General features: G+C 72.2%; 14 protein-coding genes. 5 read left to right on the top strand and 9 right to left on the bottom strand.

Annotation, left to right across the window (positions count from 1 at the left end; genetic code table 11):
- Positions 1-93: 93 nt before the first annotated feature.
- The gene (locus IR212_RS03875) at positions 94-1,533 is read left to right on the top strand and encodes a L,D-transpeptidase (protein WP_194397677.1); all 1,440 of its coding nucleotides are present in this window, start codon (positions 94-96) and stop codon (positions 1,531-1,533) included.
- Positions 1,534-1,600: 67 nt separating this feature from the next.
- Here the strand turns inward: IR212_RS03875 and IR212_RS03870 are convergent, their stop codons facing one another.
- On the bottom strand, positions 1,601-3,829 hold the full coding sequence (locus IR212_RS03870) for an NADP-dependent isocitrate dehydrogenase (RefSeq protein WP_194397676.1): 2,229 nt from the start codon (positions 3,827-3,829) through the stop codon (positions 1,601-1,603).
- A gap of 148 nt (positions 3,830-3,977) precedes the next feature.
- Here IR212_RS03870 and IR212_RS03865 point away from each other — a divergent pair, with 148 nt between their 5' ends.
- From IR212_RS03865 to IR212_RS03850, 4 genes are all read left to right on the top strand, one after another.
- On the top strand, positions 3,978-4,430 hold the full coding sequence (locus IR212_RS03865; RefSeq protein ID WP_194397675.1) for a GNAT family N-acetyltransferase: 453 nt from the start codon (positions 3,978-3,980) through the stop codon (positions 4,428-4,430).
- A gap of 155 nt (positions 4,431-4,585) precedes the next feature.
- On the top strand, positions 4,586-5,554 hold the full coding sequence (locus IR212_RS03860) for an acetylxylan esterase (RefSeq protein WP_194397674.1): 969 nt from the start codon (positions 4,586-4,588) through the stop codon (positions 5,552-5,554).
- A 221-nt stretch (positions 5,555-5,775) separates the two neighbouring features.
- The gene (locus tag IR212_RS03855) at positions 5,776-6,759 is read left to right on the top strand and encodes a hypothetical protein (RefSeq protein WP_194397673.1); all 984 of its coding nucleotides are present in this window, start codon (positions 5,776-5,778) and stop codon (positions 6,757-6,759) included.
- A gap of 434 nt (positions 6,760-7,193) precedes the next feature.
- The gene (locus IR212_RS03850) at positions 7,194-8,108 is read left to right on the top strand and encodes an N-acetylglucosamine kinase (protein ID WP_194397672.1); all 915 of its coding nucleotides are present in this window, start codon (positions 7,194-7,196) and stop codon (positions 8,106-8,108) included.
- A gap of 72 nt (positions 8,109-8,180) precedes the next feature.
- Here IR212_RS03850 and IR212_RS03845 read toward each other — a convergent pair whose 3' ends face one another.
- The 8 genes from IR212_RS03845 to IR212_RS03810 form a co-directional block, all read right to left on the bottom strand.
- Positions 8,181-9,995: an ABC transporter ATP-binding protein gene (locus IR212_RS03845; protein WP_194397671.1), complete on the bottom strand. Its 1,815-nt coding sequence runs from the start codon at positions 9,993-9,995 to the stop codon at positions 8,181-8,183.
- Entirely contained in the window at positions 9,992-11,833 is a 1,842-nt protein-coding gene (locus IR212_RS03840; RefSeq protein WP_194397670.1) for an ABC transporter ATP-binding protein, read from the bottom strand. Before IR212_RS03840 ends, IR212_RS03845 begins: the two co-directional genes overlap by 4 nt.
- A 394-nt stretch (positions 11,834-12,227) precedes the next feature.
- Positions 12,228-12,740, bottom strand: coding sequence for a methylated-DNA--[protein]-cysteine S-methyltransferase (locus IR212_RS03835; protein WP_194397669.1), 513 nt, complete (start codon positions 12,738-12,740; stop codon positions 12,228-12,230).
- Complete coding sequence (locus tag IR212_RS03830; protein ID WP_228479471.1) at positions 12,737-14,281, bottom strand: DNA-3-methyladenine glycosylase 2 family protein; 1,545 nt, start codon at positions 14,279-14,281, stop codon at positions 12,737-12,739. Before IR212_RS03830 ends, IR212_RS03835 begins: the two co-directional genes overlap by 4 nt.
- Before the next feature lie 158 nt (positions 14,282-14,439).
- Positions 14,440-14,727, bottom strand: a complete 288-nt coding sequence (locus IR212_RS03825) for a WXG100 family type VII secretion target (protein WP_194397663.1) — start codon at positions 14,725-14,727, stop codon at positions 14,440-14,442.
- 100 nt (positions 14,728-14,827) lie between these two features.
- On the bottom strand, positions 14,828-15,613 hold the full coding sequence (locus tag IR212_RS03820; RefSeq protein ID WP_194397668.1) for a hypothetical protein: 786 nt from the start codon (positions 15,611-15,613) through the stop codon (positions 14,828-14,830).
- On the bottom strand, positions 15,610-16,224 hold the full coding sequence (locus IR212_RS03815; protein ID WP_194397667.1) for a hypothetical protein: 615 nt from the start codon (positions 16,222-16,224) through the stop codon (positions 15,610-15,612). The genes IR212_RS03820 and IR212_RS03815 overlap by 4 nt, the downstream gene beginning before the upstream one ends.
- Positions 16,221-16,838, bottom strand: a complete 618-nt coding sequence (locus IR212_RS03810) for a hypothetical protein (RefSeq protein WP_194397666.1) — start codon at positions 16,836-16,838, stop codon at positions 16,221-16,223. Before IR212_RS03810 ends, IR212_RS03815 begins: the two co-directional genes overlap by 4 nt.
- Between the last annotated feature and the right edge of the window lie 18 nt (positions 16,839-16,856).

Genomic DNA, 16,856 nt, shown 5'->3' with positions numbered 1-16,856 from the left:
ACCGGCGATTCGTGCGTGATGAGGCCGTGACCTCACGACCAGGCTCCGTCGCCTACCATGGGGGAAGCGTTTATCACAGTCGGGGGTGTTGGCGTGACAGATGTGGCGACCGAGTCACAGGCCGAGGAGGCGTCCGGGGACGACGCCGTCTACGCGTGGGCTCCTGCCGAGCCGAAGGCGAAGAAGAAGCACACCGCGGTGTGGATCGGCGCCGCCGCCGGCACCGCCGTCGTCGGTCTCGTGGTCTCGTCACTCGTGCTCATCGCACCGGGGACGACCGTCGCCGGTGTGCCGGTGGGCTGGCTGACCCCCGGAGCCGCTGAGGACGCGATCGCGCAGAGCCTCGCAGAGACCACCGTCGTCCTCACGGGCGACGGCGGCGAGGTCGAGCTGACCGGCGCGGAACTCGGCGCCACCGTCGATGCGCAGGCGCTGGCCGAGGCGGCTTTCGCCGAGCACCCCATGTGGAACGTGACGTCGTGGTTCCAGACCACCGGCGCAGAGGTCGAACTCGACGCCGCGACCGCGACCGCGGCGCTCAGCGAGGTCGTCCCCCAGCTCTACAGCGAGCCGGTCGACGCGACGCTGTCGTTCGACCCCGCGACGGCCTCGTACGCGGCGGCGCCCGCCGCCGCGGGCACCGGGATCGACCTCGCCACGGTGCAGGCGGCGCTGCAGGACGCCCTGCTGTCCGGCGCGAAGAGCGTGGACCTCGCGCCCGTCGCCACCGAGATCCCGGCCGACATCTCGACCGAGACGGCACAGGCCACGGCGGCCCAGCTCAACGGCATGCTCGACACCGCCGGCTTCTACGTCGGCGAGGAGCGCACGGTTCCCATCGACCGCGCCACGCTCGCCGGATGGCTGAGCATCGCGCCCGACGCCGACAACGGCGCCTTCGAGATCACCGCCGACGCCGCGGCGATCCAGACCATGGTGGACGGACTGCCCGCCGCCATCAACCGGGCCGCGGTGAACGGTGCCGTCATCACGAACTCGGCCGGGAAGGTGCTGCGCGAAGAGGCGCCCGGGATGTCGGGGCGCGAGGTCGGCGACACGTCCGGGATGGCCTCCGAGGCCGCCGCGCAGCTGGCCGCGGGGAACGCGGTGTTCCAGACGCCGGTGACCGAGATCGCGCCCGTCGTCACGACGCTCGCCCGCACGGTCGAGGTGGATCTGTCGTCGCAGACGGCGCACCTGTTCGAGAACGGCAACCTGATCCGCTCGTACACGATCTCGTCGGGGCGCGATGCCACCCCCACCCCGACCGGGCGCTTCACCGTGAACGCCTACACGCGCATCCAGGACATGGGCGCCCTCTGCTACAACCCCGCCGCGCAGAACAGCTACTGCACCGAGGACGTGCCGTGGATCACCTGGTTCGCGCCCGACATCGCCTTCCACGGCGCCTCCTCGTTCCGCTCCGCGCTGGGATTCCAGCAGAGCCACGGCTGCGTCAACATGTGGGACGCCGACGCGAAGTTCGTCTACGACTGGACGGCGCGCGGCACGGAGGTGTGGGTCCACTCCTGATCGCAGGTGTGACGAACGAGAGAGCGGATGCCCCGGGCCCGGGGCATCCGCTCTCCTTCGACGGCGCTCAGCCCCGGTCGTCCAGCAGGCCGTCGATCACGGCGTTGAAGGTCGCGGACGGACGCATGACGGCCGCCACGAGCTCGGCGTCGGGACGGTAGTAGCCGCCGATCTCGGCCGGCGAGCCCTGCACGGCGATCAGCTCCTCGACGATCGTCTGCTCATCGCCGGCCAGCGCCTCGGCGACCGGTGCGAACGCGGCCGCGAGCTCCGGGTCGGCCTGCTGCTTCGCGAGCTCCTGCGCCCAGTACAGCGCCAGGTAGAAGTGGCTGCCGCGGTTGTCGATCGTGCCGAGCGCGCGTCCGGGCGACTTGTCGTTCTCGAGGAACGTGCCGGTCGCGGCATCCAGCGTGTCGGCCAGTACCTGCGCCTTGACGTTGCCGGTGAAGTCGGCCAGGTGCTCCAGCGACGCGGCGAGCGCGAAGAACTCGCCGAGCGAGTCCCACCGGAGGTAGTTCTCGGCGAGCAGCTGCTGGACGTGCTTGGGAGCGGAGCCGCCCGCGCCGGTCTCGAACAGGCCGCCGCCGGCGAGCAGCGGAACGATCGAGAGCATCTTGGCGCTCGTGCCGACCTCGAGGATCGGGAACAGGTCGGTGAGGTAGTCGCGCAGCACGTTGCCGGTGACTGAGATGGTGTCTTCGCCGCGGCGCAGGCGGTCCAGCGAGTACTGGGTGGCCTCGGCCGGGGCGAGGATCTCGATCGTGAGGCCCTCGGTGTCGTGCTCGCGGAGGTACTCGCGCACCTTGGCGATGAGCGCGGCGTCGTGGGAGCGGTGCTCGTCGAGCCAGAAGACCGCCGGCGCGCCGGTGGCGCGGGCCCGGGTGACGGCGAGCTTCACCCAGTCGCGGATCGCGACGTCCTTGGTCTGCGTCGCACGCCAGATGTCGCCCGGGTGCACGGCGTGCTCGATCAGCACGTCGCCCGCCTGGTTCACCACCTGCACGGTTCCGGCCGCGGCGATCTCGAACGTCTTGTCGTGGCTGCCGTACTCCTCGGCCGCCTGGGCCATGAGCCCGACGTTGGGCACGGTGCCGATCGTCGCGGGGTCGAGCGGCCCGTGGGCGATGACGTCGCCGATCACGGTCTGGTAGACGCTCGCGTACGAGGAGTCGGGGATGACGGCGAGCGTGTCGGCCTCGCCGCCGTCGGCGCCCCAGAGCTTTCCGCCGTTGCGGATGAGCGCGGGCATGGACGCGTCGACGATGACATCCGACGGCACGTGCAGATTCGTGATGCCCTTGTCGGAGTTGACGTACGACAGACGCGGCGTGTCGGTGGCAGCGGCGAACGCGGCGGCGATCTCGTCGCCCCCGTCGAGCGCCGAGAGCCCGGCGAGGATCGCACCGAGACCGTCGTTGGGGGTCAGGCCCGCCTCGGCGATCCTGTCGCCGAAGCGGTCGAAGACGTCGGCGTAGTACGCCTTGACGACGTGGCCGAAGATGATCGGGTCGCTGACCTTCATCATGGTCGCCTTGAGGTGCACGGAGTAGAGCACGTCGTCGGCCTTGGCGGTCTCGAGCGTCTCGGCGAGGAACTCGTCGAGGGCGGCGGCCGACAGGAACGTCGCGTCGACGATCTCACCGGGGAGCACCTTGACGCCGGTCTTCAGGTCGGTCGACGTGCCGTCGGCGCCGACGAAGCGGATCGCGAGCACGTCGTCGGATGCGATCAGCGCGGTCTTCTCGTTCGACTTGAAGTCGTCGTGCCCGAGCGTCGCCACGCGCGTCCGGGAGCCGTCGGCGAACGCCTTGTTGCGGTGCGGGTGCTTGCGGGCGTAGCTCTTCACCGAGAGCGGTGCGCGGCGGTCGCTGTTGCCCTCGCGCAGCACCGGGTTGACGGCCGAGCCCTTGATGCGGTCGTACCGGGCGCGAACGTCCTTCTCCTCCAGCGTCTCGGCCTCGTCCGGATAGTCCGGGATGTCGTAGCCCTGCGACTGCAGCTCGGCGATGGCGGCCTTCAGCTGCGGGATCGACGCCGAGATGTTCGGGAGCTTGATGATGTTCGCCTCGGGCAGCGTGGCGAGACCGCCGAGCTCTGCGAGGGCATCGCCCACCTGCTGCTCGGGGGTGAGGTTCTGGGGGAAGGCCGCGAGGATGCGGCCTGCCAGCGAGATGTCGCGCGTCTCGACGTCCACGCCCGCCTGGCGGGTCACGGCCTGCACGATCGGCAGGAACGATGCGGTCGCGAGCGCCGGGGCCTCGTCGGTGTAGGTGTAGATGATGGTGGAGTCGGTCACCTGTCACGTCCTTCTTGCGGGTCGGCTGTCAGCCTATCGCAAGAGGTCCGGAGATATCTCGACGTCAAGATATCTGGGCGCGTGAACTTCGTGTTAACCCGTGATCCGGACGATGCCGGATGCGGTCATCCCCGCTAGCCTGTGCGTTATGGGTGACCTGCGACTCGTCGAACTGTCCGCCGCCACCATCGTGGCGGTCAACAATATGTCGCTGAAGCCCGGGCAGGAGGAGTTCCTCTCCCCCGTGAGCTACGGCATCGCCGCGACGGTCGTGAACCCGCAGACCACCTGGCAGCGCGTGGTGCTCGACGGCGATGAGGTCGTCGCCTTCGTGAGCGGCAACTTCGATCCCGACGACCCGCAGGAGCACTTCCGCTCTGTGCTGTGGCGCATCAACGTCGACGCCGACGACCAGGGTCGCGGCGTCGGGCGGTTCGCCGTCGCAGGCCTCCTGGAGGAGGCGCGCAACCGCGGCATGGATCACGTCAACGTGATCTACGAGGCCGGCGAGGGCGGCCCGCAGGCCTTCTTCGAGCGCGTGGGCTTCACACCGGTCGGAGAGACCGAGTACGGTGAGGTCATCGCGGAGATCCGCCTCTGACCCGGCCTGATGCAGCGCACGCGGCGGACGGGCGCGTGAAGCGCCGGAAGCGCTCCTGAGACCGGCGGCGGGGCCTCGAATACCCCTCCCCCATCGAGGTCTCGTCGCCCTCGGCGTCGGCCCAGCCCGCGGGCGGCATCGCGTAGGGTATGCGCGTGCCGAGATTCGACCTGTCGCCCGCCGAGCTCGAGACCTACGCCCCGGATGTCCGCGAACCCGCCGACTTCGACGCGTTCTGGGCTGCCACCATCGCCGACTCGCGGAGGACGGATGCCGCGCCCCGGCTGGTCCCGGCCGACACGCCGTTCACGCTCGTCGACGTCTACGACGTCACGTTCCCCGGCTTCGGCGGCGACCCGGTCCGTGCCTGGCTCACCCTCCCCGCCGGCGCCCACGCCCCGCTCCCGGCGGTCGTCGAGTTCCAGGGGTACGGCGGGGGCCGCGGGCTCGCGGGCGAACGGATCAACTGGGCGGTCGCCGGCTACGCGCACCTCTTCATGGACACCCGGGGCCAGGGCTCGGGGTGGGGATCGGGAGGCGACACGCTCGACCCCCACGGCACCGGTCCTTCGTCGTCCGGGTTCATGACGCGCGGCATCGAGGACCCCGCGACGTACTACTACCGCCGGCTCTACACCGACGCGGTGCGCGCCGTCGACGCGGTGCGCGCGCTCCCGCAGGTGGACGCCGACCGCGTCGCGGTGTGCGGCGCGAGTCAGGGCGGAGGTATCGCGCTCGCTGCCGCCGCGCTCTCGGACGGCCTGGTCGCCGTCATGCCCGACGTGCCGTTCCTGTGCCACTTCGAGCGCGCCGTCGGTCTGACCGACGACGACCCGTACCAGGAGGTCGTCCGCTACCTGTCGGTCCACCGCGGCGCCGACGAGCGCGTGTTCGACACCCTCTCGTACTTCGACGGCGTCAACATGGCGCGGCGAGCGGATGCCGCAGCCCTCTACTCCGTCGCGCTCATGGACACCGTCTGCCCGCCGTCGACGGTCTACGCGGCGTTCAACCGGCACGCCGCCGCGACGAAGCGGATCGAGGTGTACACGCACAACGGGCACGAGGGCGGTCAGGCGTACCAGTTCCCGAAGCAGGCCGGGTTCCTCGCGACGCTCGTGTGAGGCATCCGTCGCCCTGGTGGTCCACGCGCCCGCGCGCCCTCACTCACTTCCTTCGCCTGTCACGACACGCCGCATCGCCCGCCGGGTAGCAGCGCTTCGCGCCAGATGAAGAGCGGATGCCGCGGCCGGGCGGTTCCTCCCCACGGGCCGCTGCGCGGGATCACTCCCCAGAACGCCCGGTCGCAGCGTCGGACGGGTGGCCCGGCGTGCATCGTGGACGCATGGCGAGGCATCCGCACCCCCTTCCGAGCTCGCTCGGCGGAGCGTTCTCGGTGAGCGAGGCGCGTTCGGCGGGGGTCTCGTCGAGCCGGCTGCGCGCGAAAGACCTCGCTTCGCCGTTCCACGGCGTTCGCGTGCGGGCCGAGTCCGACGCGCCCCACGACGCGAGCGCAACGCCGCTTTCGCCCTGGGAGGAGTCGCGGCAGGAGGAGGTCCGCCGTGCGACGGCGTTCGCGGCGGTGATGGGGTCCGGAACGTTCTTCGCCGGCCGGACAGCCGCGGTGCTGCAGGGAGCCGCCGTCGACCCGGGGCCCGAGCTCGTCGTGGCCGTCTTCGCACCTGGGCGCGCGCCTCGCCATCGGGGCGTGCGAGGCATCCACGTCAGGCCCGGGCTCGCGCGCGTCGGCGCCTTCGACGGCATGCGCGTGACGACACCCGCCTCCACGTGGGCCATGCTCGGCGCCGAGCTGTCGGTCCGGGAACTCGTGGCGCTCGGCGACTCGATGGTGCGTGTTCCGCGCGACCGGAAGGGCAGGCTCGAGCCGCACCGACGCCTCGCCACCGTGGAACAGCTCGAGCGCGCGGTGCTCGCCGGACGACGCGTGGGTATCGCCCGGCTCCGGGACGCCCTGCACCACGTCCGGGTGGGCAGCGCGTCCCCGTTGGAGACGGACTTCCGGCTCGACGCCGTGACGGCGGGCCTGCCCGAGCCTGAGCTGGACGTCGAGATCCGCGACCGGCGCGGACGTCTCCTCGGGATCTCCGAGGTCGTGTATCGCTCAGCACGGGTGGTGGTCGAGATCGAGGGCGACCACCACCGTGTCGACCGCACGCAGTGGAACCGCGACATCGACAAGTACGCCGCGTACGCCGCCGAGGGATGGGAGGTCGTCCGGCTCACGGCGGCGCACATCCGCGGCCACCGGCCCCGCGCGGTGGGCCTCGTGCGCGCGGCACTCCTCAGGCGCGGCTGGGATCCCGCCTGACTGGGCCGAGCGCCGAAATCATTCGTGACACCCGAACGGGAGGTGGCTCCCTTCGTCTGGCACGACACGCCGCAACCCGCGCCGAGTGGCCGCCATTCGTGACACCCGAACGCCAGGTGGCTCCCTTCGCCTGGCACGACACGCCGCAACCCGCGCCGCGGGTGGTCGCCATTCGCGACACCCGAACGCCAGGTCGCCCCTTTCGCCTGGCACGACACGCCGAAACGCGCGCCGGGTGGCCGCGCTTTGTGACATCCGAACGCCAGGTCGCCCCTTCGCCTGTCACGACGCGCCGCAACCCCCGCCGGGTGGCCGCGCTTCGCGCCACCCGAACGCGGCCGACGCCGCGGACGCGTCGCCGGGAGGATGTCGGACACCGGGCGACCTGGAGTAAGACAGAGGCTGTGGCCGAGACGCGCGCGAGGACCGACGACATGACCACCGGCGTTCTGGCGATCGACGCCGGGCAGACCGGCATCAAGGTGCGCGTGCACGGGCAGGACCTCGTGTTCCCCGGCATCCGCACCGACGAGCCGCTCCTTCCGCAGCTCGCATCGGTGGCGACCGCCGCCATCGCGCGCACCAGCGTCGGGGTGTCGGTGGTGACCGCCGGCGTCTCCGGACTCACCACGAGAGAAGCGGATGCCGCGGCCCTCCTCGCCCGGATCGCCGAGCCGGCCGTGCGCGAGGTCGTCCTGGCGCACGACTCCACGACGTCGTTCCTGGGCGCGCTCGGCGACCGCCGCGGCGCCGTCGTCGCGGCCGGCACCGGCGTGGTGACGCTCGCCGTCGGCGCGGAGCGCGTCGCCCGGGTCGACGGCTGGGGCTACCTCCTCGGCGACGCCGGCAGCGGTCACTGGATCGGACGCGAGGCGCTGGACGCCGTCATGCGCGAGTTCGACGGACGCGGCCCGGCGACCGCGCTGCGGGCGGTGGCCGAGGAGCGCTGGCCCGACCTCAGCGAGGCGTACATCCACATCCAGTCCGACCCCGACCACGTGCAGGTCCTCGCGTCGTTCGCCGCGCACGTCGCCCGCCTAGCCGGCGAGGGCGACCTGGTGTCGCAGCGCGTCACGGCCCGCGCCGGCGCCGAGCTCGCCCACAGCGTCGAGACCGCGCTGCGCCGGGTGCGCACCGGGGCGCCGGACGAGCGGTTCGCCGTCTGCGCGATCGGCGGCGTCTTCCGCTCGCCCCTGCTGCGCGATGCTTTCGAATCGCACGTCGCCGCCAGCGAGCTCGACGTCACCGTGGTCGACCCGCTCGGCCACGGCATCGACGGCGCCGTCGCGCTCGCAGGCCTCGAGCCGCGCCATCCCCTCGCCCACGCCGTGTCGACCGCGCGCGCCTGAGCGACCGACGCCCGGGACGACGGATGCCCCGCCCCGCGTGCGCGCGCAGGGCGGGGGCATCCGCAACCGGGCTCAGACCAGCGACTCGCGCCACGCCGCGTGCAGCTGCGCGAACTTGCCGTCGCCGCCGATGAGCGCCTCGGGGGTGTCGTCCTCGATGATGCGGCCGTGCTCCATCACCAGCACGCGGTCGGCGATCGCGACCGTCGACAGGCGGTGCGCGATGATGATCGCGGTGCGGTCCGCGAGCAGCGTCTGCAGCGCGTCCTGGATCTGACGCTCCGACGGGATGTCGAGCGAGGCCGTCGCCTCGTCGAGGATGAGCACCGCCGGGTCGGCGAGGAAGGCCCGCGCGAACGAGATCAGCTGGCGCTGCCCCGCCGAGACGCGACCGCCCCGCTTGTTCACGTCGGTGTCGTAGCCGTCGGGGAGGCGCTCGATGAAGGCATCCGCCCCCACCGCCCGGGCCGCCGCGCGGATCTCGTCGAGCGTCGCGTCGGGCTTGCCGAGCGCGATGTTGTCGGCCACCGTGCCGCTGAAGAGGTAGGCCTCCTGTGTGACCATGACGATCGCGCGGCGCAGGTCCTTGGGATGCATGTTGCGCAGGTCCACGCCGTCGAGCGTCACAGCGCCCTCGGTCGGGTCGTAGAACCGCGACACCAGCTTGGCGAGCGTCGACTTGCCGGCCCCGGTGGTGCCCACGAGCGCGATCGTCTGCCCGGCCGGGATGTCGAGCGAGAAGTCCGGGAGGATCACCCGGTCGCGGGCGTAGCCGAACACCACGTCGTCGAACCGGATGTGACCCTTGGCCTCCCACAGGTCGACCGGGTTCTTGGGGTCGGGGACCGTGGGCTGCTCCTCGAGCACGCCCGACACCTTCTCCAGCGCCGCCGTGGCGGACTGGTAGGAGTTCAGGAAGAACGCCACCTCCTGCAGCGGCGAGAAGAAGTTGCGCACGTACAGCACGGCCGACAGCAGGAAGCCGATCTCGAGCACCCCGCCGGCGACGCGGATGCCGCCCCACGCGACGACGAGCGCGAGGGACACGGATGCCACGGCCATGAGTCCCGGCTCGAACGTGCCGAAGAGGCGGATCGAGCGGATGTTGATGTCGCGGTAGGTCATCGCCTGAGCGCCGAACTCCTCGTCGTTGCGGGCCTCCTTGCGGAAGGCCTTGACGGCGCGGATGCCGGTCATCGTCTCGACGAACTTCACGATGACCCCGGCGCTGATGACGCGCGACTCGCGGTACACCCGCTGCGAGCGCGTGTAGAACCAGCGCATCAGCAGGAACAGCGGGATCCCCATGACGGTGAGGATCAGCCCCGACTGCCAGTCGACGAGATACAGCGCCACGAGCGTGAACGCGCCGTACAGGATGCCCGACACCAGCTCGTTCAGGCCGCCGTCGAGCAGCTCGCGGATGGTGTCGAGGTCGCTCGTCTGCCGCGAGATGATCCGGCCCGAGGTGTACGACTCGTGGAACTCCAGGCTCAGCCGCTGCGTGTGCAGGAAGATGCGCTTGCGCAGGTCCAGCATCACCGCCTGGGTCAGGCGCGCGGCGACCACGACGTACCAGCCGATGAGGGCGGCGCCGCCGATCGCGGCGACGAGGTAGACGGCGACGACCACGATCGTCGGCATCCAGTCGTTGCGCTCGATGACAGCCGGCAGCGCGTTGTTGATGCCGATGCCGATGAGCCAGGGGCCGGCCACGCGCAGCGCCGTCGAGACGACGAGGACGACGGCGGCCAGGATCAGCTGGCCACGCACCGGCGTGATGAGCGAGCCCAGCAGGCGCAGCGAGCGCCGCCGGATCGCCTTGCTCTCGGCGCGCGTGTAGTCGGAGCGGTCCTCCCCGCTCGTTCCGATCACCGTGGCGGTCACAGGGTCACCTCCCTCTCCCGCATGCGGGCTTGCTCGACCTCGAGGCTCGAGATCACGTGACGGTAGTGCTCGCTGGTGCGCAGCAGCTCGGAGTGACGGCCGACCGCCGTCACGCGCCCCGCCTCCAGCAGGGCGACCCGGTCGGCGAGCATGACCGTCGACGGGCGGTGGGCGACGACGAGCGCCGTCGTCTCGTGGAGCACCTCGCGCAGCGCGTCCTCGACGAGCGCCTCGGTGTCGACGTCGAGCGCCGACAGCGGATCGTCGAGCACGAGCACGGCCGGGCGAGCCGCGACGGCGCGGGCGAGCGCGAGCCGCTGGCGCTGGCCGCCCGACAGCGAGAGGCCCTCCTCGCCGATGATGGTGTCGACGCCGTCCGGCAGGTCGTCGACGAACGACGCCTGTGCCACGTCGAGCGCCTCGCGCAGCACGCGCTCGGCCTCGGGGCTGCCGGGCTCGAGGTCTTCGCGTCCGAGCAGCACGTTGTCGCGCACCGGCTGCGAGAAGAGCGTGGCGTCCTCGAACGCCATGCCGATGTGGCGGCGCAGCTCGGTCAGGGTCAGGTCGCGCACGTCGACACCGTCGAGCGTCACGCGCCCGCCGGTCACGTCGTACAGCCGGGTGGGCAGTGTCGTGAGCGTCGTCTTGCCCGAGCCGGTGAGGCCGACGAGCGCCATCGTCTCACCGGGCCGCAGCACCAGGTCGACGCCGTCGAGCAGGTCGCGCTCGTGGGCGGAGGCGTCCTGGTACCGGAAGTGGACGCCCTCGAACGCCAGCTCGCCGCGCGGCTTCGCGATCGACACCGGGTGCTCGGGGTCGACGATGGTGTTCTGCTCGTCGAACACCTCGAAGATGCGGTCGGTGGCCGTGCGAGCGTCCAGCAGGAACGAGAAGAGGAACCCGATGGACTCCATCGGCCAGCGCAGCACCGTCGCCATCGCGAAGAACGCGATCAGCTCGGCGCCCTCCAGCTGCCCCACCGCCGTCAGGTAGATGCCGGCGCCGAGGCAGAGCGCGAACGCCACATCCGGCAGCAGCACCAGCCAGAACCAGATCCAGCCGATCGCGCGGGCCTTGCTCAGCTCGGTCTGGCGCAGCGTCTCAGCCTGCCGCGCGAACTTCTGCAGCGCGTGCTTGCCGCGGCCGAACGCCTTGAGGACGCGGATGCCGTGCACGCTCTCCTCGACCGAGGTGGCGAGGTCGCCCGCCTGGTCCTGTGACTGTCGGGCGAGCGTGCCGTACGTCTTCTCGAACCGGTAGCCGGCGTACCACAGGGGCGCGGAGGCCAGGAGGAAGATGGTGCCGAGCAACCAGTGCCAGCGGAACAGCAGCGCGGTGCCGACGGCGATGGTGAGCGCGTTGACGATGAGCAGCACCAGGCCGAAGGCGAGCCAGCGGCGCAGCATGCTCATGTCCTGCATCATGCGGCTGAGCAGCTGGCCGGACTGCCAGCGGTCGTGGAACGCGACGGGGAGACGCTGCAGGCGCGAGTAGAACGTGCGGCGCAGGTCGTACTCGACGAGGGTCGCCGGCCCCAGCACGAACCAGCGTCGCAGCCACACCATGGCAGCCTCGGCGAGCCCCAGCGCGAGGATGGCCAGAGCGCCCCACGCGATCGCGGCGTAGTCGCCCGACGCGATCGGCCCCTGCACGACCTGTTCGAGGACGAGCGGGATGCCGAGCGCGAGCAGGCTCGCGACGAGCGCGCTGACGCCGCCGAGCACAAGACGCGGCAGGACCGGCTGCACGAACGGCTTCAGCCGGCCGAGAGTCTGGAAGGTGGACGGTTCGGTCCGTTGCGGTCGTTTCGATCGCTCAGGGGTGGCGGTGGAGGTCATGGTCCTTGAGGGTGGCGGTGGTGCGGTGACCCGTGGCCGGGTCGGGTCTGGAGGGCGCCCGTGGACAGGCGTCGCCGTGCGAAGGCTCCGAGTGGGGAAACGCTTCGCCGGGCGGCGATATGCCGAAGCCGGCGGAACCGGCGAGGTGAGCGGAGGCGACTACCCCTGGATGCGGGGACGCGGCAGCCGGACGGCGATGCGGGGTCCCGCGAAGCGGAGGACGAGCGCGGCGTTCACGGCGACGGTGGCCTGAGACATTTCTTCCTCCTGGGGATGCGCGGAATGGGCTGCCCGCACCGCGATTCTCCTCGCGATGCGACAGCCCACCAGCGTATACCTGAGAGAAGCCTGAACGCAACAGCTTTTCCGGTCCCCAGCCCGGTTGGCCCCGGGGTCAGGCGACCAGGGCAGGGACTCCGGCCTCGCGGTCGAGCAGCCGCCGCTTGACGTCGAGCCCCCACGCGAACCCGCCGAGCGCTCCCCCGGTGCGCAGCACCCGATGGCACGGCACGAAGAGCGCCGGCGCGTTGCGCGCGCAGATCGATGCCGCCGCGCGCACCGCGTGAGGCGACCCCAGCTGAACGGCGAACTCGCTGTAGGTCAGCGGCTCCCCCGGTGCGATGCGGCGCAGCGCCGCCCACCCGGTCAGCTGCATGGTCGTGCCGTGCTGGGCGACGGGGATCGCGTCGATCGCCGCGAGGTAGCCGTCATAGTAGGCCGCGACGGCGGCGGCGGCATCCGTCTCGCCCTCCCGCACCGTCGACGGCCGATCCGCCGCCCGCAGTCGCTCGAGGATCCGGCCGGTCGCGGCCGTCCACCCCGACGCGAGCACGCGCCCCTCGTCGTCGGCGAGGATGGTGAAGGGGCCGTCCGGGGTGTCGAGGGTCTGGATGGTCGCGGTGGTCATGGCGTGCCTCCGGTGGTCGGGACGGTCGGGTCGGTGGTGACGGATGCCGCGGCCCGGCGCCGCGCCGGCACCTTCGGCGGGACGGCGCGCCACAGGTGGGCGGTGAGGTAGCTGCGCCACGGTGCGGCGCGGGCGGCCCAGGCCGCGAGGGCGCGCAGCTCGGCGGGAAGCCCCACCGCGGCGGCGCCGGCGCGGACGGCGACGTCGCCCGGCAGGAACACATCGGGGTCGGCGAGCACGCGCATGCGCACGTAGTCCGCCGTCCACGGTCCGATGCCCGGCATGGCCAGCAGGGCGCCCCGCTGCTCGGCTGCGTCGTCGCCGGTGGTGAGCGGGAGGGAGCCGTCGGCGAGGGCCGCCGCCGCTCCGGTGATCGCGCGGATGCGGGCGGCGGGCCCGCGCAGCACCTCGTGCCCTCGCTCGGCGATGACCGCCATCGTGGGGAACAGCTTCGACGTGCCCTCGAACCCGTCGACGTCATCGCCCAGCTGCGCCGTGAGCTGCGTCAGGGCGGTGCGCGCGGCGGCCACCGTGATCTGCTGGCCCACCATCGCCCGGATGAGCATCTCGTGCGGGTCGGCCGCCCCGGGCACGCGGATGCCGGGAAGCGCTGCGACGAGCGGCCCGAGCTCGTCGTGGCCGCCGAGCGCCTCGTCGACGGCGATGGGATCGGCGTCGAGGTCGAACAGCCGTCGCGCGCGCGTGACCAGGGGGGAGAGATCGGCGAGGTTCGCCAGGCGGGCGCGCAGCCGCACGCGCCCGTCGCCGTCGACGCGCAGCTCGAACCACGCAGGGCCGTGCGGCAGACGCACGGTGCGCGCGAACGAGGTGCCGGTGCCGACCTCGGCGCCGGCGACCGCGCGCGCGGCCATCCACGCGAACAGGCCGGCCGCGTCGAGCGGACCCCGATGCGGCAGCACGAGGTCGATCGCCCCGGGGATCGCCTGCTCGAGAGCGCCGGCCGCCCGCGACGGCCGACGGCGTGCGCGAAGCTCGAGCGGCGCCATGCCGAACACCTCGCGCACGGTGTCGTTGAACTGGCGGATGCTGGCGAACCCCGACGAGAAAGCGACGTCGGCAGCGGGCAGCTCGGTGCCGACGAGCAGCATGCGCGCGGTCTGCGCGCGATGCGCGCGGCTGAGCGCCAGCGGCCCGGCTCCGAGCTCGGCGGTGAGCAGGCGCGTCAGGTGCCGCGGCGAGTAGCCGAGCCGCCGCGCGAGACCGGGCACGCCCTCCCGCTCGACGACACCGTCGGCGATCAGTCGCATCGCCCGGCCGGCGGTGTCGCCGCGGAGGTTCCACTGCGGCGATCCGGGCGCCGCCTCGGGGAGGCACCGCTTGCACGCCCGGTAGCCGGCCTCGTGCGCGGCGGCGCTGGTCGGGTAGAAGGTGACGTTGGAGGCCTTCGGCGTGCGCGCGGGGCAGCTGGGGCGGCAGTAGATGCCGGTCGAGCGGACGGCCGTGACGAACTGGCCGTCGAACCGGGCATCGCGCGAGTCGATGGCGCGATACCTCTCGTCGAAGGTCATGACCAGGCTCATGCCCCTAGCCTGACACGCTCCCCCGACGTCGGCTCGCGGAAATCGGACACGACGGTGACGGTGTGCGGACGGTCGGCGGGCTGGGGCCGCAAACGACGGGGCGGCCGGTCGCGCCCGCCGTGAGGCGGGACGGCGACCGGCCGCCTGGGGCCTTCGGTTCAGCCGCCGGCGAGCTGCTGGTCGAGGTCCTGGATGGCGCGCATCATGCCCAGCAGCGCCTCGGACATGTCGTTGATGCCGTCCACCGCACCCTTCAGACCCGTCGTCAGCTCGGAGTAGCCCTCACCGAACTTCCCCGACGCGTGCTGCGTCTTGAAGTCCTCACCCAGCAACGTGTCCACCTGACTCTTCAGCGCGTCCAGCTGACCCTGGATGTCATCGCGAGCCTGCGACAGCGACGACGCCACCTGCTCCATCTCCGCATACGAGGCACCGAAATCCGCCATCGTCAACTCCCTCACTCAGGTAACCCGACCGGCCGGCCGATGCCTCCACGCTAACCCGGGTCGGCGCCGCCGGCCCATGGGGACCATTCCCCATCCGCGCTCAGGCGGCTCGCCCGCCTCGCGGCGTGAGGTCCTCGCGAGGTGCCATCGTGATGCCCAGCAGCCCGATCCGCGCATCCCTCGCCCGCACGAGGTCGCGTTCGCCGATGAGGTCCCGCTGGGCGAGCACGGCGAGCGCCCCCTGGAGGTCGGCGTAGATGCGGGCACGCTCGTCGGGAGGCATCTGCTCGACGGCCTTCTCGAGCGTCGTGATGTTGCGGCGCCATCGATCCGTGCCGGTGTGCGCCGGACCGCGGAACAGCACGAGATGCAGCGCCCCGACGACGACGTCGGCCACGAGGCCGACGATCCCCAGCGGTCCGTCGGCGGCGCCCTGCGCGATGGCGAGCGCCGCGACGAGCGTGCCGATCCCGGACGGGGCGAGGTGCAGCAGTCCCAGCAGCCGCTGGATGCCCGGCTCGGTGCCGAGCGATTCCCGGATCTCGGTCGCGATGCCGTTGCCGCCGAGGAGCGCGGCGATGCCGGCCAGCACGCCGGCAAGGCCCACGAGCGCGCTCCCGTCGCGGTCGAAGAGCCACGGGAGCAGGACGAGCAGCGCGACGATCGGCAGCGTGAAGCTGGCGATGTGCGACAGCGTGAGCAGGCATCCCCACGCGGGCGCGGTGTTCTTGGCGAGATCCTTCCACGCAGCCGGCGGCGCGAAGAAGGCCAGCGCGCGGCGCGCGGCGGGCACGTGGTGCAGCGCGCGGGCCTCGAGCTTCCACCAGTCCAGCGGCGTCCACGTCTGGGCGGTGCGGGCGTATGCCGTCGCGGGGGCGTCGGTCATACCCGCCACAGTCCTTCCGCGTCCTCGGCCGAGCGCATGAGCGCGCCGACGTCGAGCAGGGCGGACGGCGACCAGATCGCCCCGTCGATCCGCACCGTGTCCAGCAGGTCCTCCACGCGCGGCGCCGACAGGGCGACCGCCGCCGGGGCGAGCGGACCCAGCACGGCGAAGAGCGCGGCGCCGGTCGTCATGAAGAGCCAGCGCACCGCGCCGCGACCGTCCTCGTCGAGCAGCGTCACCGAGCAGCCCTCGCCGAGCCCGGTCGACCGCGCGGGGCGGATCCGCGGTGCGAGCACCGACTCGGGCCAGAGGTAGCGCCGCTGCTCCGCGGCATCCGGCTCCCATTCCGCCAGCGTCAGCCGCAGCGGCGCCCACGACCACGTGGCCGGCTCGAAGACCAGCAGGCTGGTGGCGGGGTCGGATGCCGCCGACCGCTGCGCCCGCGCGAGCGCCCGGGCGAGCACCTCGGTCTCGCGCGAGGGGAAGGCGTGGAGCGCGGCCATCCGCGCCGCCGCGTCGGCGGCCCACGCCTGGACGTCGCCCGCGCCGAGATCCGGGCCGGGAAGCGGGATCGCGGTCGCGGCGTCGAAGCCGAAGTCCACGCGGGTCATCGGCCGGTCCAGGCGAACGTCAGCACGTGGGCGTCCAGCAGCGAGAGCCAGCTCTTCATGTACGGGTCCTCGTCGGGATCGACGTCGTTCGGGTGCACCAGGGTGGCGGTCAGCTGCAGCGCCTTGGTCCGGCGCGAGCCCGGCAGGGGCGTGAGGTAGACGACCGTGTAGGCGCCGGCGGACTCGCCCGACAGCTCGACGGTGCGCCGGTCGGTCCAGCGGAGGAACTGCCGGCTCCCCTCGAGCGCGCGAGCACCCCGCCGCTCGACGGCGTCGGCGACCATGGCGTCCAGCGACACGCCGGGTGCGCCCTCGGTGATCGTGCCGAGCACGCTGATCGGCACGGTTGACCACTGCGGCGCCTGCTCGCCCGCCATGATCATCATGAACGCGCCCTGCCGCCGGGCGGCGCCGAGCGCTCCGGTGACGTGGGTCTCCAGCGCCGCGTACACGTCGGGGCGGTGCGCCTCGCGCAGCCGCGCCTTCGCCCGGTCGAGCAGGGCCCGCTCGGTCGCACCCGAGGTGTCGTACAGGGTCCAGCCCTCGGGCAGGCTCATCCGGAACTCGGGGATCCCGGGGCGCCCGCCGGCGAGCTGTTCGCGCAGTGAACTCACCCGCTCCACCCTGCCACA

It is taken from the genome of Microbacterium atlanticum (genome assembly GCF_015277815.1).
Lineage (GTDB): Bacteria > Actinomycetota > Actinomycetes > Actinomycetales > Microbacteriaceae > Microbacterium > Microbacterium atlanticum.
This window is presented reverse-complemented; position numbering and strand designations above follow the sequence as displayed.